General features: G+C 62.3%; 24 protein-coding genes and 1 pseudogene. 16 read left to right on the forward strand and 9 right to left on the reverse strand.

The features are described from left to right. The first annotated feature begins 23 nt into the window (after positions 1–23). The 8 genes from M1E01_RS01980 to aceB all read left to right on the forward strand — a co-directional run bounded on the left by M1E01_RS01980 (position 24) and on the right by aceB (position 11167). Positions 24–437, forward strand: coding sequence for a hypothetical protein (locus tag M1E01_RS01980; RefSeq protein WP_457973439.1), 414 nt, complete (start codon positions 24–26; stop codon positions 435–437). A 185-nt stretch (positions 438–622) separates the two neighbouring features. Beyond that, positions 623–2227 (forward strand): AMP-binding protein, encoded by a 1605-nt coding sequence (locus tag M1E01_RS01985; protein WP_457973440.1) that lies wholly within the window; start codon positions 623–625, stop codon positions 2225–2227. 78 nt (positions 2228–2305) lie between these two features. After that, positions 2306–4411: a 3-hydroxyacyl-CoA dehydrogenase NAD-binding domain-containing protein gene (locus M1E01_RS01990; protein WP_457973441.1), complete on the forward strand. Its 2106-nt coding sequence runs from the start codon at positions 2306–2308 to the stop codon at positions 4409–4411. A gap of 68 nt (positions 4412–4479) precedes the next feature. Continuing rightward, positions 4480–6018, forward strand: a complete 1539-nt coding sequence (locus M1E01_RS01995; RefSeq protein WP_457973442.1) for an APC family permease — start codon at positions 4480–4482, stop codon at positions 6016–6018. A 179-nt stretch (positions 6019–6197) separates the two neighbouring features. Beyond that, positions 6198–7385 carry an acetyl-CoA C-acetyltransferase gene (locus M1E01_RS02000; RefSeq protein WP_457973443.1) on the forward strand — a complete coding sequence of 396 codons (1188 nt, stop codon included), beginning with the start codon at positions 6198–6200 and terminating at the stop codon, positions 7383–7385. Positions 7386–7562: 177 nt separating this feature from the next. Next, entirely contained in the window at positions 7563–7811 is a 249-nt protein-coding gene (locus M1E01_RS02005; protein WP_457973444.1) for a hypothetical protein, read from the forward strand. 291 nt (positions 7812–8102) lie between these two features. After that, a complete protein-coding gene (gene aceA / locus M1E01_RS02010) occupies positions 8103–9434 on the forward strand; it encodes an isocitrate lyase (RefSeq protein WP_457973445.1) in 1332 nt (443 codons plus the stop codon). 92 nt (positions 9435–9526) lie between these two features. Beyond that, entirely contained in the window at positions 9527–11167 is a 1641-nt protein-coding gene (aceB, locus tag M1E01_RS02015) for a malate synthase A (RefSeq protein ID WP_457973446.1), read from the forward strand. Between the two features lie 790 nt (positions 11168–11957). Here aceB and M1E01_RS02020 read toward each other — a convergent pair. Beyond that, complete coding sequence (locus tag M1E01_RS02020) at positions 11958–13109, reverse strand: IS30 family transposase (protein ID WP_457973447.1); 1152 nt, start codon at positions 13107–13109, stop codon at positions 11958–11960. A 291-nt stretch (positions 13110–13400) separates the two neighbouring features. On the opposite strand from M1E01_RS02020, the gene cspE reads away from it, so the two are divergent. Continuing rightward, the gene (gene cspE, locus M1E01_RS02025) at positions 13401–13604 is read left to right on the forward strand and encodes a transcription antiterminator/RNA stability regulator CspE (RefSeq protein ID WP_104046164.1); all 204 of its coding nucleotides are present in this window, start codon (positions 13401–13403) and stop codon (positions 13602–13604) included. Positions 13605–13839: 235 nt separating this feature from the next. On the opposite strand, the gene M1E01_RS02030 is transcribed toward cspE, so the two are convergent. Next, complete coding sequence (locus M1E01_RS02030) at positions 13840–14481, reverse strand: plasmid pRiA4b ORF-3 family protein (protein WP_457973448.1); 642 nt, start codon at positions 14479–14481, stop codon at positions 13840–13842. Between the two features lie 558 nt (positions 14482–15039). Here M1E01_RS02030 and M1E01_RS02035 point away from each other — a divergent pair. The 3 genes from M1E01_RS02035 to M1E01_RS02045 all read left to right on the forward strand — a co-directional run bounded on the left by M1E01_RS02035 (position 15040) and on the right by M1E01_RS02045 (position 16178). Next, positions 15040–15174 (forward strand): hypothetical protein, encoded by a 135-nt coding sequence (locus M1E01_RS02035; RefSeq protein WP_457974833.1) that lies wholly within the window; start codon positions 15040–15042, stop codon positions 15172–15174. Positions 15175–15252: 78 nt separating this feature from the next. Then, positions 15253–16038 carry a 5'-nucleotidase, lipoprotein e(P4) family gene (locus tag M1E01_RS02040; RefSeq protein ID WP_457973449.1) on the forward strand — a complete coding sequence of 262 codons (786 nt, stop codon included), beginning with the start codon at positions 15253–15255 and terminating at the stop codon, positions 16036–16038. Further along, positions 16035–16178 carry a hypothetical protein gene (locus M1E01_RS02045; protein WP_457973450.1) on the forward strand — a complete coding sequence of 48 codons (144 nt, stop codon included), beginning with the start codon at positions 16035–16037 and terminating at the stop codon, positions 16176–16178. The genes M1E01_RS02040 and M1E01_RS02045 overlap by 4 nt, the downstream gene beginning before the upstream one ends. 591 nt (positions 16179–16769) lie before the next feature. Here the strand turns inward: M1E01_RS02045 and M1E01_RS02050 are convergent. After that, positions 16770–18002, reverse strand: coding sequence for a saccharopine dehydrogenase family protein (locus M1E01_RS02050; protein WP_457973451.1), 1233 nt, complete (start codon positions 18000–18002; stop codon positions 16770–16772). Between the two features lie 108 nt (positions 18003–18110). Between M1E01_RS02050 and M1E01_RS02055 the strand changes: the two genes are divergently transcribed. Beyond that, on the forward strand, positions 18111–18668 hold the full coding sequence (locus M1E01_RS02055; RefSeq protein ID WP_457973452.1) for a hypothetical protein: 558 nt from the start codon (positions 18111–18113) through the stop codon (positions 18666–18668). A 124-nt stretch (positions 18669–18792) separates the two neighbouring features. Here M1E01_RS02055 and M1E01_RS02060 read toward each other — a convergent pair whose 3' ends face one another. Further along, positions 18793–18993 carry a hypothetical protein gene (locus M1E01_RS02060; RefSeq protein ID WP_457973453.1) on the reverse strand — a complete coding sequence of 67 codons (201 nt, stop codon included), beginning with the start codon at positions 18991–18993 and terminating at the stop codon, positions 18793–18795. Between the two features lie 141 nt (positions 18994–19134). Next, positions 19135–19434: a DUF4193 domain-containing protein gene (locus M1E01_RS02065; protein ID WP_457973454.1), complete on the reverse strand. Its 300-nt coding sequence runs from the start codon at positions 19432–19434 to the stop codon at positions 19135–19137. Positions 19435–19742: 308 nt separating this feature from the next. Between M1E01_RS02065 and M1E01_RS02070 the strand changes: the two are divergent. Together M1E01_RS02070 and M1E01_RS02075 are read left to right on the forward strand one after the other, a co-directional pair. Then, a pseudogene (locus M1E01_RS02070) lies at positions 19743–20102 on the forward strand (SOS response-associated peptidase family protein). Further along, the gene (locus M1E01_RS02075; protein WP_457973455.1) at positions 20000–20266 is read left to right on the forward strand and encodes an SOS response-associated peptidase family protein; all 267 of its coding nucleotides are present in this window, start codon (positions 20000–20002) and stop codon (positions 20264–20266) included. The pseudogene M1E01_RS02070 and the gene M1E01_RS02075 overlap by 103 nt, the downstream one beginning before the upstream one ends. Before the next feature lie 72 nt (positions 20267–20338). Here the strand turns inward: M1E01_RS02075 and M1E01_RS02080 are convergent, their stop codons facing one another. The 4 genes from M1E01_RS02080 to M1E01_RS02095 all read right to left on the reverse strand — a co-directional run bounded on the left by M1E01_RS02080 (position 20339) and on the right by M1E01_RS02095 (position 23671). Further along, positions 20339–21547: an SMP-30/gluconolactonase/LRE family protein gene (locus tag M1E01_RS02080; protein ID WP_457973456.1), complete on the reverse strand. Its 1209-nt coding sequence runs from the start codon at positions 21545–21547 to the stop codon at positions 20339–20341. Between the two features lie 66 nt (positions 21548–21613). Further along, positions 21614–21937: a hypothetical protein gene (locus tag M1E01_RS02085; RefSeq protein WP_457973457.1), complete on the reverse strand. Its 324-nt coding sequence runs from the start codon at positions 21935–21937 to the stop codon at positions 21614–21616. A 575-nt stretch (positions 21938–22512) separates the two neighbouring features. Next, entirely contained in the window at positions 22513–22773 is a 261-nt protein-coding gene (locus M1E01_RS02090; protein ID WP_457973458.1) for a hypothetical protein, read from the reverse strand. Between the two features lie 637 nt (positions 22774–23410). After that, positions 23411–23671 (reverse strand): hypothetical protein, encoded by a 261-nt coding sequence (locus M1E01_RS02095; RefSeq protein ID WP_457973459.1) that lies wholly within the window; start codon positions 23669–23671, stop codon positions 23411–23413. Between the two features lie 117 nt (positions 23672–23788). On the opposite strand from M1E01_RS02095, the gene M1E01_RS02100 reads away from it, so the two are divergent. Further along, a complete protein-coding gene (locus M1E01_RS02100) occupies positions 23789–24451 on the forward strand; it encodes a TetR/AcrR family transcriptional regulator (RefSeq protein WP_457973460.1) in 663 nt (220 codons plus the stop codon). Positions 24452–24783 lie beyond the last annotated feature (332 nt).

Raw genomic sequence — 24783 nt, forward strand, 5'->3', positions numbered from 1 at the left:
TCGCTGTCACCAATTCGACTGTCATGCTCATCGCGATGGTTGAGGCGGTGGCCGGGTTCAACCTCCTTCCGGCCCTGGGATGGTCTCTTGCCATGCTTACTCTGGCCATGGCCTCGGGTGTGCAGCAAAGTATCATCCGCAACGGCACTGCCAGCCATGGTTGCGGTGGGATGACCGTTCACCGCAACATCGGCGCCATATTGATGGCCGCGCTGCTCATTTGCATGGATTCGGTCCACGCTCACTTACCGGAGACAGGACACAGCATGCACGGCTCCACAAACCCGCTGGAAATCCTTCTTGGAGCAGGGGCGGCGGCTTATGCCGTCGCCAGCCTTTGGCAAGCCTGCAAAGTCCATACCAATCGGCAGCTTGACCGGATTGAGACGGCGGCCATGGGACTCTCTGTCCTAATCATGGCCGTCATAGCCTTCTAGCACCCGGAGCAGTGGCTACATCCCTGGCAAGTCCAAACACTGCGCTCTGACAACAACCTATAGCCCTGCATGGGTCCGGGCGGCCTTGCCCGAACCGTGCTGACACTGCTTTCCGCACAGGGCATGGAGTACTTGGTCTTCTGGCCTTCATGCCGGCCATCATTTACCCGTAGGAGAGATTGAAAATGCCCGCACCCGTCCACACTGCCGAGGCCGTTCTTGGCCGCTACTCCGCTCCCGACGCCTGTGCCGCGGAGCTTCTTTGCGACGCACATGACCCCGACACCATTGCCTTTTCCATCATCGAAGCCGATCTCTCCAGCGAGGACATCACCTACGGCCAACTCCGCGAACGTTCGGAACGGGGAGCGGCCGCCCTGGCTGAGCTGGGAGTCGGGCCCGGTGACACGGTCGCAACTCTGATGGGCAAATCCGCCGACCTCGTCGTCATGCTCCTGGCTATCTGGCGGCGTGGGGCAGTCCATGTACCCCTGTTCACGGCCTTCGCGTGGCCAGCAATTGAGCTGCGGCTCACAGCATCTGGCGCCAAGGTCGTCATCACCGACGCTGACCAGCGCGAAAAAATCAAAAACACTTCAGCCACGATCCTGGTCGCCGGGGACCAGGCAACGGCGCCGGACCTTGCCCTGGCTCCGATGCTAAACGTCCAGCTGCCCGGTATCCCGGCCGAAACCCTCGGAGGCGAGGGAACCTTGGTGATGCTCTTTACGTCCGGGACCACCGGCACGCCCAAAGGCGTGCCCGTTCCGGTCCGCGCGCTGGCGGGCTTCCGTCAATACATCGAACTCGGCCTGGATGTACGCGAAGATGATGTGTTCTGGAACGCCTCGGACCCGGGTTGGGCCTACGGCCTGTATTTCGGGATCCTCGGCCCCCTCGCCGCGGGCCGGCGCACCCTGCTGCTGCATGCACCGTTCTCCCCGGAGCTCAGCTTTGCTGTGCTCGACTTGTTCAAGGTAACCAATTTCACTGCCGCCCCCACCGTCTACCGGACCATGCGTGCCAAGTCCGGGTCAATGCCGAAGGACCTGAGCCTGCGCAGGGCATCTTCATGTGGAGAGCCGCTGACACCTGAAGTGGTTGCCTGGGCCGAAGAAGCCCTTGGTGTGCCGGTCCGGGACCACTACGGACAGACCGAGCACGGCATGATAATCGTCAACGCCTGGCACGATGACGTACGCAAGGACGTGCGCCCGGGCTCGATGGGGCATCCCCTGCCGGGCTGGACCTGCTCTGTACTAAAAGACGAATCTGACGAATTGGCCGCTGTCGATGAGATGGGGCGGGTTGCCGTGAGCGTCCCCGAAAGCCCAATGATGTGGTTTACCGGATACCAGGACGCCCCCGAAAAAACAGCCGAGCACTTCACCCAGGACGGGCGCTGGTACCTCACCGGCGACGCCGGAAAAACCGACGCCGACGGGTACTACTACTTCTCATCCCGGGATGACGACCTCATCATCATGGCCGGATACCGCATTGGACCCTTCGACGTTGAAAGCGTCCTGTCCACCCACCCGGCAGTCCTCGAAAGCGGTGTCATCGGAGCCCCCGACGAACTCCGTGGAGAAGTCCTCGAAGCCTATGTCGTCCTCAAAGAAGGCGTCACAGGCAATGAAAACCTCGTGTCCGAACTGCAGAACCACGTCAAAACCCAGTACGCGGCGCACGCCTTTCCACGGCGGATCCATTTCGTTGAGGATCTGCCCAAAACACCCTCAGGGAAAATCCAGCGATACATCCTCCGGAAACAGCGCGCCACCCAGTAGGAAACAGCCACCAAACCGATGTCCCCCGACGCACCCACGCATGAGCACCACCACACGCAATGGAAGGATCACAGCAGCATGGGAGACAACACTCATCAGACAAGAGCCCAGGACCCGACCTCCGGGGAGTCTCTGACGAATGTCCGTACTGACTACCTTGGTCACGCCGGTTACCGCTTCGCCATCCTGACGCTGGAGAATTCCGACCGTCGTCCGGTCACGATGGGACCGGCGTCCCTGAACAATTTTGCGGCCGCGGTGCGCCGCCTGGACCTGTCCGGGGTGGATGCAGTGGCGGTGACCGGCACGGGCCCTGTGTTCTGCGCCGGCGCTGACATGAAGAAAATGACGGAGGCGTCCACGGCCGAACAGGCCGAGGACGTCGCACGCCGGGGTCTCGAGGCTTTCGGCCTGCTGGAGGCGCTTCCCGTGCCCACCTTTGCTTTCATCAACGGTCTTGCACTGGGCGGAGGGCTGGAGCTGGCCCTGCACGCCGGCCACCGCACCGCTGCGGACTCGGTCCGGGCCCTGGGCTTTCCCGAGGTGCGCCTGGGCCTGATTCCGGGCTGGGGCGGTATCCCGCGCACGGTAGCTCTTGTCGGCCCTGCCGTCACGGCCCGGCTGATGGTTACAGATTCCCTTGCTGGGAAGAACCTCTCGGCGCGGGCTGCCGCTGACCTGGGCCTGGTTGATGCTGTCCTTCCACAGGACGGGTTCCTGGCCGCCTCCCTGGATTTCGCGGCCGGCATCCTCGCCAGCGGGGCCACGGCCGCGGTTCCGTCCCCGCTGCAGTCCCATACCGCCAGCGATTCAAAGTCCGAAGCCTGCGCCGGGGTGCCTGTGGCGCTGGAGGACATCCGGACCCGGCTCGATGCCCGTCTGCACGGGGCGGCGCCGGCGCCCTACCGCGCACTGGAACTCATTGCAGAAGGTGCGACGGCCTCCGCCGGACAAGCTGACCCGACGGCCGAGATGCGGGCCTTCGGTGAGCTGCTGCTCTCGGACGAGGCCCGGGCGAGCATCTACGCCTTCCACCTGACACAGTCACTGGCGAAAAAGCCCGTGGGTGGCCCCGCCGCCGACCCGCTGCCGGTGCGCGCCGTCGGCGTCATCGGGGCGGGACTGATGGCCAGCCAGCTCGCCCTCGTCTTCGCGCAGCACCTGCGCGTGCCGGTGCGGATCACGGATCTGTCGGAGGAGCGCATAGACACGGCACTGGGCTGGATAGCGGCTCAGCTGGATAAGCCCGTGGGCCGCGGGCGCCTGGACCAGGCCGGGGCCGAGGCTATCCGCGCCCTGGTGACGGGCGGCACTGACAAGACCGCGTTCGCCGACTGTGACGTGGTCATCGAGGCCGTCTTCGAGGAGCTGGACGTTAAGCGGGCGGTCTTCGCCGAACTGGAAACCCTGGTCAGGCCGGACGCCCTGTTGCTGACCAATACGTCCTCGCTGTCCATCGAGGCCATGGGCGCGGGCCTGGCACATCCCCAGCGGCTGATCGGTTTCCACTTCTTCAACCCCGTGGCCGTGCTGCCCTTGGTGGAAATCATCACCACCCCCCAGACGGACGAGACCACGCTCGCGACGGCATTCGAGCTGGCCCGGCGTCTGAGCAAGACGGCTGTGCTCGTCACGGACACGGCAGGTTTCGTGGTCAACCGGATACTGACCCGGCTCTTCAGCGAGGTCCTCTCCCTGCTTGATGGCGGGGCGGATCCGGAGACCGTGGACCATGCCCTGGACCCGTTGGGCCTGCCCATGACGCCACTGCAGCTGCTGCAGTTCATCGGCCCGTCCGTGCAGCTGCACATCTGCGAGACCATGCACCAGGCCTATCCGCAGCGGTTCAGCGTCAGTACCAGCCTGAAGAGGCTTGTGGCCGCGGGGCTGCCCGGTTACCTGGACGACAACGGCCGTATGTCCGCTGAGGCGGCCTCGTTGCTCGGGTCGCCCGTCCCGGCAGATGCCGGTACCGTCCGTGCCCGTATCGTGGCCGCGCTGGCAGAAGAAATCATGGAAATGCTGGATGAGGGCGTGGTGGCCGGGCCGGAACAGATCGACCTGTGCATGATCCTCGGGGCAAACTACCCCCTCCACACCGGGGGACTGACCCCCTTGCTGGACCGGGAAACCGGCACCGCATTCCAGCCGGGACTGCGCGTACCCCTTCCCGCCGCCCGCTAGCCCGCGACCGTGGCCGTCACAGCTACCGGGACTCAAACTTCCCGCCCGTTACCCGCTCAAGGAGAAAAATGAATCACAGTACAGAAGTACAGGCTGTCCAGACAGAAGGACGGGTTGTCCAGGAGTTTCGCAGGAAACTCGGACTCAAGGATGTTCTTGCTCAAAGCTTGTCGGTAATTGCACCGGCAATGTCAGGCGCATTTCTGACCTACTTGGCCGCCACGCAAGCCGGGGGAGCAACGCCGCTCTCCTTCTTGCTGGGGGCGCTGGGTATGTTGTGCGTGGGGTCCGTGGTCGCCTTGTTCGCAGGAAGCCTCTCCTCAGCCGGATCGATTTACACCTACCTGAGCAAGGGCGCAAGTCGTACCACCGGTTTTGTTGGAGGTTGGGCCTATGTGAGCGCATACCTTCTCTTCGGTGCAGGCGTACTGGGCGGCTTCGGCTTTTTTATGTCTCAGCTCGTCGAAGTACTCTTTGGTGGTGCAGTGCAGTGGTACTGGTTCACCTTGCTCGGTATCGCGATCATCACCCTCCTCAACTTCTTCAACATTGCTGTGTCAACGAGGAACCAGCTCATCTTCCTTGTGCTGAGCATGTCAGCCATGCTCGTGGTCGCCTTCATTGTTATCGCTATTGGATCGCCTGAAGTCAGCCTTGTCGATGGCGAGACACCGATTGCAGCAGCCGGCACAAGCTGGGACCCGACAGCCTTCTGGCCACCCGCCGCAGGAACCCCGTGGATAGGTGTCTTCTTCGGCATGAGCTTCGCCATGCTGTCTTTCGTAGGTTCGGAGTCAAGCGCGTCCCTCTCTGAGGAGACGCGTGATTCAAAGCGCAACATACCCCGCGCAATTATCGGTTCGATCCTCATCGCCGGGATCTTCTACGTAATTATCAGCTACGCGACCGCCATTGGCTTCGGAGTGGAACAAGCCAAGATTGACTGGCCCGCTTCGGCAACCGGTCTCGCCGCAGTCGCTCCGAACACACTCACCTCGGCACTGGTCCTCGCTGCCGCTGGTGGGTCAAGCCTGTTCTGCGCTTTGGGATTCCACACCGCATCGTCACGAGTCCTGTTCGCCATGGGGCGCGAGGGCGTGCTGCCGAAGCGACTCGGACGACTGCACCCGCATTGGAACACCCCGTGGAACTCGATGATCCTGGCTATTGTGATCTGGATCCTCCTGATCGGCGGATCAGTGCTCTTCGTGGCAAAGGACGCGCAAGTCGAGCTCGCGGGAACTGATAACCATGTCACGGGAGGCGTGTTCGTCTTTACGCTTCTGCTCAACTTCGGAACCCCCGTGGTGATGTTCGTGTACCTGATGCTCGGTATCACCGGGATCATTCACGGCATGCGAAATCGCATGCGGAAGTTCATCCTTGCTGGAGTGGGAGCTGGGATGTTCGCTATGGTCGCGATCCTCGCCGGTCTCTACTTCTCGTTCGTTCCGGACGAGCCCGGGGGAGACATTCCGATGGCCCTTCGTGTCATCCCATGGGTCTTAGTCGCGATCGTTGTGGCCGGTTGGGCGTTGGCCGCCTGGACGAAGCGTGCCCGCGCTCAGGCCTGGGCCGACATGGGTCGAGTATTCGATGAACTGTAGAGACCCACGCATGGGGGATGCGGATATGGACGGGCGCTGCTGAACTCGCCCAGCAGCGCCCCTGAACAACGCTCTATGTCTAGGGGGAGGGCTCGGCCTCTCGGTCCCTAGGAAAATTCATGGCCGTCCACAGCTACCGGGACCCAAACTTCTCGCCCGATACCCGTTCAAGGAGAAAAATGAACCGCAGTACAGATGTTGTCATTGTCGGGGCAGCCCGCACACCGCAGGGCAGGCTGATGGGCCAGCTCGCTCCGTTGTCCGCTGTCGAGCTCGGGGGTGCAGCTGTCGCCGCAGCGGTGGATAGGGCAGGTATCGAACCTGGCGCCGTCGAGGCGGTCATAATGGGACACGTGCTTCAGGCCGGGTCCGGACAAAATCCTGCCCGGCAGGCTGCCGTCGTCGGGGGCGTCCCGTTGAGCGCCCACGCAGCCACCGTGAACAAGGTGTGTCTGTCCGGGCTGAGCGCCATCATCGAGGCGAGCCGGCTGCTGCGGCTGGGAGAGGCCGCGGTGGCGGTTGCCGGGGGACAGGAATCCATGAGCAACGCCCCGCACCTGCTGTCGGGTTCCCGGGCCGGGCACCTCTACGGCGACGCAGTGCTGATTGACTCCGCCGCCCACGACGGCCTCACGGATGCCTTCGACCATGAGGCGATGGGACTCGCCACCGACCGTGCCAATGATGCCCTGGGCATCCTTCGTGCCCAGCAGGACAAAGCCGCCGCCGACTCCCACAGGCGTGCCGCAGCGGCCCAGGCTGGCGGGCTCTTCGACGCCGAGATCGTCCCGGTCAAAGTGCCGCGGCGCCGCGGGGACGTCGACCTCGTAAGAATCGACGAGGGTGTGCGTCCCGATAGCACGGCGGAGTCCCTCGCCATGCTTCGGCCGGCGTTTTCCCCGACCGGTACGGTCACCGCCGGCAATGCCTCCCCACTGAACGACGGCGCTGCCGCCGTCGTCCTGACCACCCGCAGCTACGCGGAGGCCCACGACCTCGAAATCCTCGCCACGGTCGGTTCCCCGGGACAGACCGCAGGACCGGACACCTCGCTGCCGGACAAACCGGCCCTCGCCATCGGCAAAGCACTCCAGACGGCAGGCTGGACAGCAGAGGACCTGGACTTCGTGGAGATCAACGAGGCGTTCGCCTCCGTGGCTCTGCAATCGGCGGCACAGCTGGGCCTCGACATGGACCGCGTTAACGTCAACGGGGGTGCGATCGCCCTCGGCCATCCTATTGGGGCTTCCGGCGCACGGGTAGTCGTCTCGGCCGTACATGAGCTCATGCGCCGCGGGACCGGCAAAGCGGCCGTGGCACTGTGCGGCGGCGGCGGCCAGGGCGAGGCGCTGCTGCTATCCCGCTGAGAACCAATTCAACGATCCCCACGACGGCGCCCACCCTAAAGGAGTTTCCATGCCTGAACCCTTAGAGGACCTGCGACTCGCCCCAGCGAGAGTGGTGCCGCTCTCGATGTGGCCGTGCTGGCCGCTAAGGATCTCAAGCTAAGGACAGGACAAACCAACAGCAAAAGGAGCAGCAACATGATTTTCGATCCAGACCTTATCGTCCACGAGTGCGCCGATCTTTCCGTGGGCGACCAGATAAATGCCTGGCAGGGCGGCCATTTGCTTCATACAGGGATCATCACCGATCGCTCACCCGCCTTAGGCCTGTTCTGGATCCGGGAACCGGCGTTGGGCGAACGGCGGCTGATGGACATGAGCGAATTTCAGATTACCCGCGTACCGCATCCTGTGCGTCAACAGGAATCCAAGCCCGCAGCAGCCTGAAAGGCAACCGGGACCAGGATCAACCGGAGGAGCTGACGCCAAGTCGCACATATAGCTGGCCAAGGTGCGCACCCCCCAGGCTGTGAAACTTCCCTGTTCCAGCTTGTAAGCGATATTTGTAAAGAATTCGGGAAGAACTGCATTTCTTTCACAGTTTTTCACTACCAACCCTGTAGGAAGTGCCGAAAAGTAGTACTTACGGAAAGAAACACAGCACCGGAGAAACCGGCGGGAACCGCAATGGCGCGGTTCCCGCCCACCGATCCCGGAGCTCAATCAAGGAGATCAACGATGACTGCAGCATTTGAGCCCACCCAGCAGACGCCCGAACAGCAGGCTGCCGCCCTGGAGCTCGAGTGGGCCGCCGACCCGCGTTGGGAAGGCGTCACCCGGGACTACTCAGCGGCCGACGTCGTCCGCCTCCGCGGCCGCGTTTCCGAAGAGCACACCCTGGCATGCCGGGGTTCGGAGAAGCTGTGGAAGCAGCTCACCGAGGAGCACAAGACCGGCGGGTACACCAACGCCCTCGGCGCGCTGACCGGCAACCAGGCCGTCCAGCAGGTCAAGGCGGGCCTGCGCGCCATCTACCTTTCGGGCTGGCAGGTGGCAGCGGACGCCAACAACTCCGGCCACACCTACCCGGACCAGTCCCTCTACCCGGGCAACTCCGTCCCCACCGTGGTGCGCCGGATCAACAACGCCCTGCTCCGGGCGGACCAGATCGAGTTTTCCGAGGGCGTTCAGAGCGTTGAGGACTGGCTGGTCCCGATCGTCGCCGACGCCGAAGCAGGCTTCGGCGGGCCGCTGAACGCGTACGAGCTGATGAAGTGCATGATCGCCGCCGGCGCCTCCGGCGTTCACTGGGAGGACCAGCTCGCCTCGGAGAAGAAGTGCGGCCACCTCGGCGGCAAGGTCCTGATCCCCACCCAGCAGCACATCCGGACCCTCAACGCCGCCCGCCTGGCCGCCGACGTCGCCGGCACCCCGTCTGTCATCATCGCCCGCACCGACGCCGAGGCCGCCACCCTGATCACCTCCGACGTCGACGAGCGGGACCAGGAATTCATCCTCCGCGAAGGGGGACAGCCGGTTCGCACTGCGGAGGGCTTCTACAAGGTCCGCAACGGCATCGAACCCTGCATCGCCCGCGCCAAGGCCTACGCCCCGTACTCGGACCTGATCTGGATGGAAACCGGCACCCCGGACCTGGAACTGGCCCGCACGTTCGCCGAAGCGGTCAAGGCCGAGTTCCCGGACCAGATGCTCTCCTACAACTGCTCCCCGTCGTTCAACTGGAAGAAGCACCTGGACGACGCCACCATCGCGAAGTTCCAGCGCGAACTCGGCGCCATGGGCTTCACCTTCCAGTTCATCACCCTGGCCGGCTTCCACGCCCTGAACTACTCGATGTTCGACCTCGCCCACGGCTACGCCCGCGAAGGCATGAGCGCCTACGTCGAACTCCAGGAGAAGGAATTCGCCTCCGAATCCCGCGGCTACACCGCCACCAAGCACCAGCGCGAAGTCGGCACCGGCTACTTCGACGACATTGCAACCGCGCTCAACCCGAACGCATCCACCCTGGCCTTGGTGGGATCCACCGAAGAAGGCCAATTCCACTAATTTTCCCCCAAGTAAGTAGCAGTAAGTGTCGTTTTGAAAGCTCAAAACGACACTTACTGCTACCCAGTTGGGCCCTGCACCAGGAGACAGAAATGAACGGCTTCACTATCAATGGCATTACCCTGACTGCACAGCCGATCTGCCGGCAGAACGAGGTGCTCACTCCGGACGCTTTGGAGTTCGTCGGGAAGCTGCACCGGTCGACGGCGGCGCGGCGGCAGGAGCTGCTGCAGGCCCGCCGGGCACGGCGGGCTGAGATCGCTTCCGGGCAGGATCCGCGGTTCCTCCGCGAGACCGAAGAGATCCGCAACGATCCGTCGTGGCGGGTCGCTCCCCCGGCACCCGGGCTGGAGGACCGCCGCGTGGAAATCACCGGGCCGGTGGACAAGAAGATGACCATCAACGCCCTTAACTCGGGTGCGAAGGTGTGGCTCGCTGACATGGAGGACTCCTCCACCCCCACCTGGCGGAACGTCATCAAAGGCCAGCTGAACCTCACGGATGCCCTGGAGCGCAGGATCGACTTCACCAGCCTGGAAGGCAAGGAATACAAGCTCCGCCCGGCCGGTGACCTGCCCACCGTCGTGGTCCGTCCCCGCGGCTGGCACCTGCCCGAGAAGCACATGCTCATCGATGGCACCCCGATCGCCGGCGGCATCGTGGACTTCGGCCTGTACTTCTTCCACAACGCCCGCCGCCTGCTGGCCCAGGGCAAGGGTCCGTACTTCTACCTGCCCAAGATCGAGAACCACCTCGAAGCCCGGCTGTGGAACGACATCTTCATCCTGGCCCAGGACCTGCTCGGCATCCCGCAGGGCACCATCCGCGCCACGGTGCTGATCGAAACCATCACCGCCGCCTTCGAAATGGAGGAAATCCTGTACGAACTGCGCGACCACGCCTCGGGCTTGAACGCCGGCCGCTGGGACTACATCTTCTCCCTGATCAAGAACTTCCGCACCCGCGGACCCCGGTTCGTCCTGCCGGACCGCGGCCAGGTCACCATGACCCAGCCCTTCATGCGGGCCTACACCGAACAGCTCGTGCGCGCCTGCCACAAGCGCGGTGCCATGGCCATCGGAGGCCCTGCCGCTTATGTTCCCAGCAGGAGGGATCCAGCGATAAACGCTGAGGCTTTGCTAAAGACCCGTGCCGACAAGCTACGGGAGGCCAACGACGGCTTCGACGGCTCCTGGGTTGCACACCCCGACCTGGTACCGGTCTGCCGCGAGGTGTTCGACAGCATCCTCGGCGAGAAACCGAACCAGCTGGACAGGCTCCGCGAGGACGTCATCCCCGATGACCAAGCCCTGATCAACGTGGCCGCCACCGAAGGGACCATCACCGAACAAGGAATCCGGAACAACATCGAAGTGGGCATCCGCTACCTCGAATCCTGGCTCCGGGGCAACGGCGCGGTAACGATCCACAACCTGATGGAAGATGCCGCCACCGCGGAAATCTCTCGTTCGCAACTGTGGCAGTGGATCTACGCTCGCTCCATCACCGACCAGGGCGAAATCGTCAGCCACTACTGGGTGGAGCAGCTCCTGGACGAGGAATTCACCCGACTGGAACGCTTCGACGGCGACCGCTTCGAAGACGCCCGGGACATCTTCGAGGAAGTCACACTGGCTCGCGACTTCCCGTCCTTCTTCACCCTCCCCGCCTACGCCCGCTACCTCACGGAGACCCGAGAAAGGGCATCGGTAGAAGAGCTCTCGATGGCCTAGTAAAGCGTCGGTCAGACCAAAGCGATCCGTCGCAAGAGGAGACTCGAAAGCCGAGAATATGGGCTAACCGCGACTCGATTAGCGCCGAGACCCGGGGGACTAACTCGGCGTTTCGCTCCGCGTCCCGCTTGCGAAAGCGGGACGCGGAGCGTTCGCATGTACTCGGATCAGTACGCCATAACCGCTCTTGTGAGCGGCCACAAACGAATGCGCTGGGCGGCAGTACCTGCCGAACAGCTGAGACGGCAACCTAAAGGAGCCTTCACAATGGTTTCCTCTGCAACCTCGAACGAAAGTTCGGAGCATGGCAACCCGACACCTACAAGGTCGGTAAACGTTGAGAAAGAGCAGCAACGTACTGCAGAAAGCACCCTTCGATCTGAAATCGAAGACGCCGACGCGACAACACGTGTGAGATTCGACTGGCTCCAAGAAGTGCCCTGCTGATGCGGAACGGCACTCCCGGCAGCCGTTAGGACTGCTCTGCCGGCAGCCTGACGTCTTTCCTTGGAAAACGACGAAGCTGGGCAGCTCTGATCATTCATTGAAACGCGTATCAGGTTTTCTGGTCCCACACTTGCGGGGTCCGGAACGGGAAGCCGATAACCGTGATTATATAAAGCTACGGTCGAGAGGGGCTCCTAAATACGCTACCGACCTCATCGACTCAGCCTCGGCCAGTGCAACCGCAGAATAAGCACCCAATCCTCCACTGTGATCACCCACCCAATCGTTTGGAACGGGTGCCTCAGTTTTCAACCGGGCGGAGTTCAGCAGTCGTTGCAACGGTTTATGGTTTTATCGCCGGGGAAGTCAGTCTAGCCAGGTGCTCCATGGGACTCTGCCAGCCAAGGATTTCACGTGGCCTGCGATTGATTTCATCGGCGACCCTGGTGAGTTGTTCGGGGCTGTGGACGCCGAGATCTGTTCCTTTCGGGAAGTACTGGCGGAGCAGGCCATTAGTGTTCTCGTTGGATCCGCGCTGCCAAGGGCTCGCGGGGTCACAGAAATACACCGGAATCAGCGTCTGCCGCGTGAAACTCTGGTGGCAAGCCATTTCAGTGCCCTGATCCCAGGTCAAAGAACGGCGCAGGTGCGGCGGGAGTGGGCTCATCGAATCAGCTAGCCGATCGCGTAGGTTCTCAGCACCGCGGTTTCCTGCCAGGTGCACGAGGATGATGAAGCGAGAGGTGCGTCCGACCAGAGTGGCGATGGCCGAGCGACCGCCCTTCCCAATGATTAAATCGCCCTCCCAGTGGCCTGGTACTAATCTGCCGATCACTTCCGGGGGCCTGTCCCGGATCATGACCATGTCCGGGAAACGACTGGTCCGGTGCTCCTTTCGGCGGCGTGGCCGGCGACCGGTCCGTCCGCTGCGCAGCGAGACGGCCGGGTCCACGGCTAGGTCCAGGCTTCCGCGCCCATAGAGGGCTTGATAAACAGTCTCGGGCACGACGTGCATCTCGGGTTGTCCCGGGAAATTAGCGCGTAGACGGTTGCTGATCTGGCGGGGACTCCAGCGCTGCTTCAGATGTTCACGCACGAACTCCTGCAGCTCCGGGTTGGCCGCGATCTTTCCGGTCCGCTGGCGGCTCCGTCTACGTTCGGCGCTGCGCTGTGCTGTCCGCGGACGGTAGTTCCCAGAGGGTTCGTGAACATTGCGGCGGATCTCTCTACTCACGGTGGATGGACTGCGCCCGAGTTCCATTGCGATGGCGCGAATGCTCCGCCCAGCATGCAGGAGGTCCGCGATCGTGATCCGCTCGGGCTCGGAGAGAAATCGGGCAGAAATCGTGGCTGGTCTTAGACGGGAGATGGGAGGGATCGTTTTGATGTCGCCGGATTTCAGAACAACGGTGTGACCGTGCCGCCATCGAGTGCCGGAACTGCGGCTGATTCCGATGATTCGACACGCTTCGGAATTGCCCATTCCCTGTTTCATCAGCTGATCATAGTGAGCCCGTGCAGCGTTCTTTGGAGGGGCGCCCCGTGACTTTCGTGGTCGTTTCATATCTGCCAATTGCAACTCCTAAAAGCTCAGGTGTTGCAACGACCACTAGACGCCAAGCCGTCACAATGGCTCACTTTTCGACCGTCACCGACATCCTCCCGGCGTCCAGCCTTTGACCAATCTCTTGCCCGCCCCCGCTGCTGGACATAGGCTCATGGTGTGAGTGGCGGGGACGGCAATCCGAAAAGCGGATCCGGCCCGCGACCCGTGAAGGAATCAAGCATGGCAACAGGTACGGTCAAGTGGTTCAACGCCGAAAAGGGCTTCGGTTTCATCGCCCCCGACGACGGAAGCGCTGACGTGTTCGCACACTTTTCGGCAATCGCCTCCAGCGGTTACCGCTCCCTCGACGAGAACCAGAAGGTTCAGTTCGACGTCACCCAGGGCCCTAAGGGTCCGCAGGCGGAGAACATCCAGCCGCTCTAAGCGGTTGTTAAGAAGCTGGCCGGCACATGCTGGCCAGCTTCTTTTGTTCCTCAACGCCAAGCCTGCCCTGTCATTCAGAGCGCGTTCTCTCTTCGGTCCGGTAAGCCCGAGACCCTTGAAACGCGGTTGCCCTCATCGGACTTCGCCTAAATGCTAAAGCTGATAGCGGACGTTATGTCAAGTAAGCCAGTTGTTGGTGCCATTATCCGTGGCGCTTCTGCCCAGATTCCCGAGGTCAGAACTGCTCAGCCAGCGCCCGGTTCACGGCGTGAATGTTCAGGAAGGCAGGGTCAAAAGACGCATCGGAACCGGTCATTTCGGCAATCCATGCTGCGTGTTCAGCATGGTCAGGATGCGATGGATCGGCCAGCGCGTCCATGATCTCCTCGTAGCCGGGGAATCCTCCGGAGTCTTCGAGCGGGCCGCGCCGGGCGCAGTCCATCAGTCGGGCCGACGGACTGTCGTCGTCCGTGGGCCGGCGGGAAACCAGCTCGAGCCGGTGAAGCCAGCTGTCACCAAAGTCGTATTCATAGAACGCTTTGCCTGAGCCCAGCGCGAGCAGCTGATCCAGGGAGCAATCCTCCTCAGGCCTGTCAGTCGGTTCCTCACATTCCTGCCCGGGAAGCCATTGCAGGACTTCCGGAATTTCGCCGTCGACCGGCCGCAGCGGCGCGAACGGAGCGTCTGGTGTGAACCTGTGCAGGTGCGCGTCCTCCCAGCCAAGGGCTGCCTGCAGTATCTGGTGTATCTGATTCAAAGCCAGGGAGCTCCGGATTCCGACCTGACGCCAGATGCCAGGCACGCTGTCGACCAGCTCCACACGAACCTCCAGGACGGAATCCTGGCCACCCCTGGTCCCGGCGTGAAATTTGCCCATGCAACCCATTCTTACAGGCCTCACGGCCCTACTAGTAAGACGGGAGTGCCCCCGCCGCAGCCTATAGCTTGACAAAGATGATCCGGTTCCTCGGCCGCCTCGGTTTTACCCTTGGTCTCGCTTGGCGCTAATTCAGTTCTACGCGGGCATCTTGATGAGTCAACGAGGGCTCTTGAACACTTGTTCAACCTTCGCTACTGTCCTCCGTATGAGTTTGATCACAATGCACGAGAAGTCGGCGAACAAGAAGCAGCCCGTCGCTACCCGGGTTTTTCGGGCAGGGCGGATCAGTTTGAAATGCATCAGGACGGCGGACACCATACCGTCGTGCTTCGCGCTCACGGGTCAGGGCGGGAAATTCCGCCGGAGCCAAGTACCCCAGCATGGAATGAGGCTGTTTCCGTTTGTAGTATTCCTCGATCCAGCTGGACGAGGCCTTGCGCAGCGCCTTGAGATCGGTCCAAGGACGGGTGCGGGTAGTTCCCTCTTGTAGGTCGCGAAGAACGACTCCTGGTCTACTTCGAGGCCGCGGGTGTTTGGAACGGGCCCACGGAGGCGATCAAGGGCGTCATCGAGACTCTGCGCCGGGTCGCCCGAGGGTTCCGCAACTTCGACAACTCCCGCCTACGAGAACTACTCGCCGCTGGCGGTCACCACCCCCGGCGGAACACCCCTAACCATGCTCAATTGTGAAGGGCCAGGAACGTAAATACATGTTTCAACCGATCAATTCCATCTTGCTGAAGAAAGAGATGCACCTTGAAGAGACCCATGAGCATTGCCTGCACGAGTATCGCCATCGTGTCCCTGCTGGCCGCCGCCGGCTGCGCCGCAGACAGCCAGGGCGGTGAGCGTGCGGAGGAGAGCCCTAACTCCGAGAACTGTGCGGTACAGGAACACGCGATGGGTCTGCGCTGGCAGCAGCAAAGCGCCGAGGCGCAGGCACTGCAGTCCCAGACCTACCGGATCGCTGCCGAGCGCCTCGAGGAGAAGGTCAAGCAGGCGAAGTCTAAGGACGTTGCGATTATCACCGATCTGGACGAGACCGCGATCGACAACACCGAGCTGTTGGCCCGCGACATGACCGCCTGCCACGACTACAGCGTCTGGGATACCTGGGGCCACTGGGAGCTCGAGGGCTCGCCGTCCGCGATCCCGGGCGCCGCCGAGTTCTTCCGGATTGCCGATGAGATGGGCGTCTCGATCTACTACCTCTCCGACCGGACCGAGGAGAACCTCGATGCCACCATCGCCTCGCTGAAGGAGCTGGACTTCCCCCAAGTCTCAAAGGACCAGGTGAGGTTGCTAGGCCCGTCGAAGGAGGAGCGGCGCACCAAAATCCAGGAGGAACACGAGGTCATCATGCAACTGGGAGATACACTACATGACTTCGCTGGGGACTATGCCAACGCCGATCTAGACCAGCAGCGGCAGCTCGTCGAAGAAGATGCTGAGCACTTCGGCGACGACTGGTTCATCCTGCCCAATCCTACCTACGGCTCCTGGGAGGATGCCCATCTCGACACGTGGAACGCCGAGCTGGAAGTCAATAAGTGAGCTGGAAGTCAATAAGTGATCTTCCTGCAGGCATTACCCCGAGCCTTCGCACTGTCAGCGAAGAGGACGCGCTGATCGGCGTAATCATCGGTGCGCCCTTCTACTCGCCGACGTCCGAGATGCACGGAGTCACTCGCTAGAAAATCCTCCACAGAAGCGCGGGTACCAGCTCATAAGCTGGTACCCGCGCTTCTTGGTTCCGCCAATAGGAGGAGTGAGACCTTCGCCGGCAGACCGTCCACGCCGATAACAGCGCAGATGGTCGGTTGGCGACAATAAACCTCTCCCACGGGGGCTGCTCCATGCTCGACAGAAGCCAAAGGCACAGGCCGACGGAGTCTCCCTTATCGGCGTCTGAAAATGGGCAGGGGAGAGGCTGCGTATTGGGCTCCCCGGACCTGGAGCAGAGTGCTGGTCTGGACTCAGGCGTGAAGGCACTCTTAACGGACGAAGCGGTGACAAGACCTTCGAGCTATTTTCCACTGCCGGCCCGGAAACCACCGATTGGAACGGCTGGTTCGCGCCACTGGCTGCGGACTCCAGTATCGACGGGCTCCGCGACTCGGCGAACATGCCCTAGACCGTGAGCCCGCCCGATTAAAAGCCGATTGGGAACGCATCGCTGGTCGCGATCATTAGATGACCTTGAATACTCCCTCGAGGAAGTCCCATTGGACCGCCAGTCGGACTGGTCCAGTCAATGATTGCCAGCTGACCGGCAGGACCTGGGTTCAGACGAGTTTGGTTACCTGGTAGGTGTGGCCGGCCGCACGGAGTCGCTGCATGAGCACGTTGCCGAGTGCAGTGGCCGGTGTCAGCGACCCTTTCGCGGTCGGCAGCCGGTCACCGTCGAGGGCAAGAGCGAGTGCAGTCTCGCCTGCCATCACGGCGGTGGCGGCATAGCCGGGATCACCGGGGCCAGCAGCAACCGCCTGGTATCGGTGCCCGTTCTCGGTGCGGGCGGTCACCTGGGAGTGGAACCAGCCCGCGCGCTGGGTGCTGGTGCTCGGACCCGAACCTGGTGCCGGAAGACAGCGGTCGAGCACCCTCCGGGTCGGCGGGAACGCCATCGCGCCCGTGAATGCCCGGAGCCCGAGCGCCATTGCCCTGGCGATGACCGCTCCTGCCGGTCCGGGGGCCACCCCCATCACCTCGCCGTACTGAAGGGAGCGGCCGTAGGCCCAGCCCTGCAATGCGTTGCTGCGGCGCACTATCCGAGTGTTGACCGCGGCCATGATGAAAGGCGCGGTCCAGGTGCCGTCATCGGAACGACGCACAGGACCGGCGTCAAGAGGCTGTTGTGTTGTCGGCTCCTTTGCCCGGTCGGGGCTCAGAGCGTAGGGGTCCGCGGCTAATGACCGCAGGGCGGTGCTCGATCGCATCGCGTCAAGCTGCCCGCGCATCGATTCGAGCGTGCCTCCGCTGATGCCACCCTTGGCCCTAGCAACGAGTTGGACCTCGACCAAACCACCAGCGCCATCGGCTTCTGCCGCCTGATGAAGCAGCAGTACGGCAAGGTCGGACGGCACCGAGTCGTAGCCGCAGGAGTGCACGATCCTAGCCCCGCTCATCCTGGCCAGAGCATCGTAGCGATCGATCGCCTCCCGAATGAAGGACACCTCACCGGCGAGGTCGGCGTAGTGGGTACCGGCCCGTGCGCAGGCCTCGACCACAGGTAGTCCATGTTTCGCGTATGGACCGACGGTTGTGAAGAGCACGCGTGTACCCGCGGCCAGGGCGGCGATCGATTCCGTGTCCTCCGAGTCGGCTTCGATGAGGGCCCATCCGTGCGCCGCGACCGGCAACTGCGACCGAACCGCCCCGAGTCTGGACCTCGACCGGCCCGCGAGTCCGACTCGCATACCGGCCGGTGCATGCTCCGCGACGTAGACGGCGATCAGCCGGCCAACGAAACCCGTCGCTCCGTAAAGAACGAGGTCATGTTCCCGAGATGCGTTGTCCATAACTGCAGCCTTTCACAGCGGCAACTCCAAGCTGACACACGGAACTGATCTACGTTCGAACGAGAAGCCCGGTCCGCCCGCCCACAGCCGGGGACAATTCTCTGGCCGTTGAACAGCATTGCTGATGAGTACCACCCGGACGCAACGCCTCAGCCGGAGGGAGAAGTCACCGGAAAACGACTGCACGTCGCCCGGCGCGAAGCCCAGGAGACGGTCGCGTCGTCACCCTCGCTGGGAGCCAATATCTGGACGAACGTCCGGGACGGCCTGCTGATGGCCATGGCTATTCTGCCCTCCATCCTCTCGATCGGTCTGCTTGGATTGGTGCTCGCCTCGTTCACTCCAGTCTTTGACTGGCTGGGGTATGTGTTCTACCCGTTCACGTGGACGCTTCAACTGCCGGAACCAATGCTCGTAGCTAAGGCCAGTGCGGTGGGCATCGCCGAGATGTTCCTGCCGGCCCTGCTGGCTGCTGAAGCGGCCCCGGTGGTGAAGTTTGTGCTCGGCGTGGTTTCTGTCTCGGGGATCATCTTCTTCTCCGCCCTGGTGCCATGCATCATGGCCACAGATATTCCCATTCCCGTCTGGAAGCTGGTGATCATCTGGTTCCAGCGCGTGGTGCTGACTCTGATCTTGGTGACGCCCCTCGCGTTCCTGCTCTTCTAGCCAGGCATCCGCGCTAAAGATCGGGCCATCTGGCCGGGCTGAAGCGGTCGTTCCAGCGCCGGAGCTTCCCGTCCGGCTTAGTCTGAGAACGCTTCCAGCTCCAGCAGTAGCCGGTCCCTATCAGTCAGGAAGTCCACGGGCGGGAGCCGCCCAACTGCCTTGAGGGCGTGACCATCCGGGGCGTGAAGTAGCTGTCTGAAACCTGCAGCTCCATGGCCCTGACGAACAGCGCCGTCACCTTGGAGTGCAGTTGCCCGCCGGGAAGGAACTGGAAGCCGGGGCAGTAGGTGCCGTCGCCAATAAACACGCGGACCAGTTGCTGCATGGCCGGTTCAGGGTTCTCTATGAGCTCGGTGAGGCGGCCCCGAACCTGTCCAGGGACGGGAGGGTGAACTCGGCGCGGATACTGTCTCAGACTGAGTCCGGAACCGGCCCTCCCATGACCGTGGGTTGTTCGTGGGCTGGCTTAGCCCTCACAGTCGACGCAGTAGGCGTTGCCGTTCTTCTCCTTGGCCACCTGTGATCGGTGGCGGACCAGAAAGCAGGACCAGCAGGTGAACTCGTCGTCGGCCTGGGGGATGACCTGAACGATGAGCTCTTCGGCGATGAAGTCGCCGGGCAGCTCGATGCCCTCGACCGTGTCTGCCTCGTCCAGCTCACGGACCACGCTGCGGGCGTCGGGGGTGTTCGCGGAGCGGAATGCCTCTAGGGAGGTGTCCTGCGATTCTTTGACGTCGGATCGGACTTCGTCGTAATCAGTTGCCACTTAGGTATATCTCTTCTCTCTCAAGCTTGCGTTGTCGCGACTGCAACATACAGCATGGCGTTCTTATTCCATAGCCAGGGGGAAGAATGGGCGCATGTGCGGCAGGTGATGTCCAGGGCCACCGGCGACCTTCTTAGTTCACTTCGATGCGAAGGTGGTCGAGGGCAGGCTTCCGCCGCCGAGCTGGAACGTGCGCCCACGCGGGACGTTCCGATCATCGCCGAGCGCTTCGATGAGATTCTATTGACCGGCACCTGCTCATAGCGCGATGGGGGGGAGGGGGGCCGTCCTGGGCCAAAGACATCAAGATCGGGTCCAAGCTCATCAACGCCCGCAGCGGTCCCATTCTGGAGAAGCCTTCATTCCGGCAGGCTGCGGTCAAGCGAAGAGCTCTGGTCCCAGCTTAGGGCTATTACGAATGGCAGAAGAATGAGGACGGCAGAAAGATCCCGAACTACCTCTACTCGCAGACAGAGGATCTCCTGGCGTTCGCCGGGCTGTATGAGTTCTGGCCGGACCCGTCGCTGCCGGAAGGGGACCCGGCAAGTGGCTTCTCAGCTGCACGGTGCTCACGACCACAATCAACACGTCCGGTGGCCACGTCCATGACCGTTCGCCGGTTATCATCCCGCGGGACCACTTTGCCGAGTGGCTCGACCCGGACCTGACGGACAATGCCGACATTCAGCACCTGCTGGACTCGCTGCCGAAACCGACCCTGACGTCGAGGATCGTCAGCGACCGGGTGAACAGTATCCGGAACAACGGGCCTGAACTTCTTGAACCTACCGAAACTAGGTGCCCCCCAAGCACCAGCAGGAACGTCAGGTGACGAGTTTAGGCGGGCGCTCCTATGCTTTGCGGCCGGTCTGATGATAGTGAAGCGTGGCCTCAGAGCCACACGTTACCTTCGTGCGCCCAGACCGGATCCATTTGATGTTTTGGTATGGGCAGCGTCGCGTGTGGTGGTGCGGATCCGGTACAGGCTGGTGGTTGCCGTGATGAAGAGATCCTGTCCATCTGGGCCGCCGAAGCAAAGGTTGGAAACCCTTTCGGGCAGGGGAAGGGTTGCAAGAAGCTCAGCGGACAGTGAGTAGACCTGCACCGAAGGCCCCGCGGAAGCCCAGATCCTGCCGTAAACATCCACTCGAAGGCCGTCAGCCGGGCGGTCGTCGTCGAACTCGATAAAGGTGCCGGCGGGGCTGCAGGCGCCGTGACTCACCGCGTACGCTGCAATTTTTAGCGGCAGGCCATGGGTGGGGCCGGCGGTGTCGGTGACATACAGCACGGACTCATCGGGTGAAAAGGCGAGACCGTTGGGGTGGACCAGGTCCCGGATTACAGCGGTTAGTGTGCCGGTCGTCGGCTCGTAGCGGAAGACGTAGCAACCGCCATACTCTTGTTCGCCCTCGTGCCCCTCCCTGGTGCCGGGCAGGATCCCGTAGGGCGGGTCGGTGAACCAGATCGTTCCATCCCGTGCCGTCACCACATCGTTGGGTGAGTTCAGCCTCCTGCCCTCGAAGGAATGGACCAAAGCGGTTACAGTTCCTTGACGGTCGCGCTCAACCCGGCGCCGTCCATGGCTGCACTGCACAACGCTCCCATCGGCGTCCAGCGTCCGCCCATTGGTGAACTCGACTCCCGTTGCGTATTCCCGGGTTGCTCCGGTTGCGGGGTAGAACTCGAGTATGCGGTTGTTTGGTATGTCGCTCCAGCGCACGGCCTGGGATGAGGGCACCCACACCGGGCCTTCGGCCCAGGCTGTGCCGTTGAAGAGGCGCTCCAGCCGGCCAATCATGAGTTCTGAGCCCATACGTTTTCCTCCTTTGATCCCTCCAGTTTCCCCGCTTGGCAGGGTGCTTCCATGATGATCTTCGTGGATTCGCTTCCGGCTTTTGACTTTATCCAAGTCGATCACGTCCTGCCGGTCCGTGCGGTAGGAAAAACAAGTCCCCTTGCAATAGCGGTTGTGGCCGAACGAGGCGATGCCGGTGATGGTGTTTGAACTGAAGGAGCCGTAGAACAGCGGCCCGCCGGAGTCAGCTGTGCAGGAGCCGCCGCGGCCCTTGCCGTTGCCGTTGGTCTGGATGTTGTAGCCCGTCGTTGCTTGCACTGGTCAGATTCGTCAGCCTTGACTCGGCCATCAGCCGCTCCCGGTATGAGGTCTGGGATACGGGGTTCACTTCACTTCAGTAACGCCGTAGCCGCTGGCGGTGAACGTCGTTTCCTGCTGTCCACGTTTCGCGGCCAGCGCGTCCAGAGTTCCCGGGGCCGCGAGGCTGGCGTACTCATCGAGGTCTATGGGTTGCTTCAGGATCACAAGCCCGGCATCCCTGGTTTCGGGGATCTCGTCCAGACCCGTATGGCCGTAGTTGTACATCTCGTCAGAAACCGCGCACAGGGTTCCCAGCGTTGCCGCTGCGCAGGTGTTCGGATAGCCGGTGTCCGGATCCGTTCCTGTTCCAGCACTCCAGTCCGCGCCGGCATCCCGCTGGAGGTACACCCGCGCCGATAACAGCAGGAATCACCGTCGTCATAACAAGCGCCGCGGCGGCCATGGTGCCGATTCCGGCACCCAGTTTCTTCAAAGTGGGCGGATACAAACCCCAGCTTCTTATTAGATAGGAGCCGGCTTCGCGCAAGGTTGAGACGGCGCGGCACAAGGAAGTCAGCCAGGCAATCCTCGCCAGACAGATCTGGCCGGCACTGCACGAAGAGGCTTGGACAATCAAAGTGGCTCGTGCCAAATGACTGATTTAGGGCCGAGGGCATGTCTGCTTTACCGTCCAGTCCCTTGTTGCCGCCCTCGCTGACAGCACAGGGGCGAGGGGATGCACGTGCGACTGCGGTCTTAGCAGTCGGCGCGCGGGCTGCATTGGAATAACAGCGGAATCAACGACCCCGGCTGTTCCCACATCTGATCTGATGGCCATGTAGCGGAGCCTGCAAGTGGTTAAGGGGTTCGGGGAACCATTTGTCTCTTTGCAATACGTCCGGGCGTTTGCTTCGGTGCCTCAGTAAAAGAACGGCATCGTCCCTGGCTTTCGGGACTGTGGGCAGGTTCACCCAGTGCGTAAGCTAATCGGTTGGGCTGATATCGGTGGTGAGGGACCTGTCGTCCTTCATCTGATCGTCCGATTCTTCAGCAGGCCCGACGGCCTTGTTTAGCCCTGGGACGTCCTCACGTGCAGAGCTGTTGTCTGCGGGATCGTCCGGGGAATCGGTTTGTGCCGCTGCCTCTGCTTCGGGTGCAGATCCCGGCTCCCGGGGCACCGGTTCCGCCGAAGGACTGAGCCCGTCTTTTGGAATGTTGTTCGTGTCCGTAGGTTCTGTACTCACTTGGCTCCACCTTCTCTAGCTAGAGTTCAAACGCTAATGCCGGGACCCCAGGCAGTAAACACCTCGCCGTGGGAAGATGTCGGCTCCCAGGGCAGGGATGCTTAGGGCTCAGGCAGCGCCAGCACCGCGAAGATCGCCACCAGCGGATAATCCTGGCTCTCGTGGCTGTCAGATTATTCGCCGGAGCCAAGGAAGCTGGCAGCATCTAGAATCCCCGGGCCGCGCCGACCGGAACTACATGGGGAGGGACGCCTCGGCCCTGATGCTGCTTATGCGCTGATGACGCAGTGGGCGCTTGATGAAAGCCAACGTCCTGCATGCACCTTCGGCTTCGGCATCCCTCTCCGTCTGTTGGGCGTTTAATCTGCTGCTTGATGGTTCGCGTTGAAGCCGCACTGCCTCCCGCAGCACCGGGACCGTCGGGGGTGGCGTTTTCGGGCGTGCCGTACTTGCGCAGCCCGGCCCCGCCCGCATCCTGCTTCTCGGTGCCGACGTCACGAGTAGAAGTAGCTGCGAGTACTGGCAGGAAAAGCACGCCTGAGTTGCTGGTCCGCGCTTTTGCGTCTGATTGGTCTTAGATTGACGCCTGGACATGTACCCCACCCCAAGCTTGGGAAGGCTGTCATCGAAGCTGGTTTCAGTACTCCCGAGCCTCGATCAACTCAAGAATGTGTGTTTTCACCTCGCCGGTCTTGGCCGGGGCCTTCTCCCGCGAGGGCCAGACCCTAGTGCGCAGGGTGTCGAGGAACGCGTCGGCTTCGCCCACCGAGTCGAAGTCGATGTCCAGCATTACCTCGTGGTCCCGGCCCGTAGGGCGGAAAATCCGGTAGCGGCGCGCTCCGGAGCGCTCGCGCCCTCCGGCGTCTTTCTCGAAAGCGCCTGCCCCTCCATAGCTCATAGTCACGAACCTGAAGCTCAATCCGGAGCGTTGCCATTGACCCTCATCCTTCCAAGGACAAGGTCCGGAAATTTGATTACCCGGGAGGTGTAATCATTACACTGATATTCTACTCGTATGGGAACCGTGGTCAAGAGCAGGAAGTATGACTCACCCCGCCGCCGCGCGCAGGCTGAGGCGACCCGCAAGGCGATCCTCGACGCCGCGCAACGGCTCTTTTTGCGCCAGGGCTACCCGGCGACGTCAATGCCTGCCATTGCCGAAGAAGCAGGCGTAGCGCTCAAGACGATTTACGTCCACTTCGACACCAAGGCTGCTCTCGTGCAGACGTTGTGGGGCGCCCGCCTCGGCGGCGAAGAAGCGAAGCTGCCCGTGCTGGAGCGGGAGTGGTACCTCGCCGTGGTCAAGGAACCCGATCCTGAGCGAAAGCTCCGTCTGGTCGCAGCGCAGGCGCGCCGCGTCAAAGCCCGCTCGGGGGCGTTACTGGAAATGATCCGCACCGCCGCCTCTGCCGACCCCGAGATCGCCGACCTCTGGGCAAGCATCGAGGCGAAACTCCTTGACGTGCAGCGCGCTATCATCGAGCAACTTTATGCCAGCGGATCCCTCGCACCGTCCCTGGACATCTCACGGGGAACCGACATCCTCTGGACTCTTAACCACCCGAACGTGTGGCAACTCCTGGTTCCGAATCGCGGCTGGACCGACCAAGATTACGAGCAATGGCTTGGCGATGCCTTTTGCTCCCAACTCCTCAATGCCTACCGTGTCCCGCGATGAGACCAGCCCTGCCGGCTCGGAGGGGCAAGTGGACGATAGCGGATATCCCGTCAAGTAGGGCCCATGCGTCAGGTTGGGATGTGCCCCAACCAAACAGACACCGGCGGGTTAGCCAGGTTCTCCGGAACTTAACGAGTCTGGTTTAGGCGAGAGCCAGCTGTCATCCCAGCGTTCAGGATTGAGGGTGAGGCCGATGAGTTGTTCCTCGAGTGCAGCCGTGTTCCTGCGTGTGGGACTACACCCTAGGAGCTGGGTCCCGCTTGTCCTGTCGGCTGCCGGAACCACAAGGGTGCCGACGGACGTGGGCAGTGCGTCGCACCGCAGGTCGTTGC

The sequence above is a fragment of the Arthrobacter sp. D1-17 genome (genome assembly GCF_054130535.1).

Bases quoted from the DNA above. Each gene is read 5' to 3' on its own strand.
- M1E01_RS01980 (WP_457973439.1), top strand. From the start codon at position 24: ATGCTCATCGCGATGGTTGAGGCGGTGGCCGGGTTCAACCTCCTTCCG.
- M1E01_RS01985 (WP_457973440.1), top strand. From the start codon at position 623: ATGCCCGCACCCGTCCACACTGCCGAGGCCGTTCTTGGCCGCTACTCC.
- M1E01_RS01990 (WP_457973441.1), top strand. From the start codon at position 2,306: ATGGGAGACAACACTCATCAGACAAGAGCCCAGGACCCGACCTCCGGG.
- M1E01_RS01995 (WP_457973442.1), top strand. From the start codon at position 4,480: ATGAATCACAGTACAGAAGTACAGGCTGTCCAGACAGAAGGACGGGTT.
- M1E01_RS02000 (WP_457973443.1), top strand. From the start codon at position 6,198: ATGAACCGCAGTACAGATGTTGTCATTGTCGGGGCAGCCCGCACACCG.
- M1E01_RS02005 (WP_457973444.1), top strand. From the start codon at position 7,563: ATGATTTTCGATCCAGACCTTATCGTCCACGAGTGCGCCGATCTTTCC.
- aceA (WP_457973445.1), top strand. From the start codon at position 8,103: ATGACTGCAGCATTTGAGCCCACCCAGCAGACGCCCGAACAGCAGGCT.
- aceB (WP_457973446.1), top strand. From the start codon at position 9,527: ATGAACGGCTTCACTATCAATGGCATTACCCTGACTGCACAGCCGATC.
- M1E01_RS02020 (WP_457973447.1), bottom strand. From the start codon at position 13,109: ATGAAACAGGGAATGGGCAATTCCGAAGCGTGTCGAATCATCGGAATC.
- cspE (WP_104046164.1), top strand. From the start codon at position 13,401: ATGGCAACAGGTACGGTCAAGTGGTTCAACGCCGAAAAGGGCTTCGGT.
- M1E01_RS02030 (WP_457973448.1), bottom strand. From the start codon at position 14,481: ATGGGCAAATTTCACGCCGGGACCAGGGGTGGCCAGGATTCCGTCCTG.
- M1E01_RS02040 (WP_457973449.1), top strand. From the start codon at position 15,253: ATGAGCATTGCCTGCACGAGTATCGCCATCGTGTCCCTGCTGGCCGCC.
- M1E01_RS02050 (WP_457973451.1), bottom strand. From the start codon at position 18,002: ATGGACAACGCATCTCGGGAACATGACCTCGTTCTTTACGGAGCGACG.
- M1E01_RS02060 (WP_457973453.1), bottom strand. From the start codon at position 18,993: ATGCAGCAACTGGTCCGCGTGTTTATTGGCGACGGCACCTACTGCCCC.
- M1E01_RS02095 (WP_457973459.1), bottom strand. From the start codon at position 23,671: ATGAGCTATGGAGGGGCAGGCGCTTTCGAGAAAGACGCCGGAGGGCGC.
- M1E01_RS02100 (WP_457973460.1), top strand. From the start codon at position 23,789: ATGGGAACCGTGGTCAAGAGCAGGAAGTATGACTCACCCCGCCGCCGC.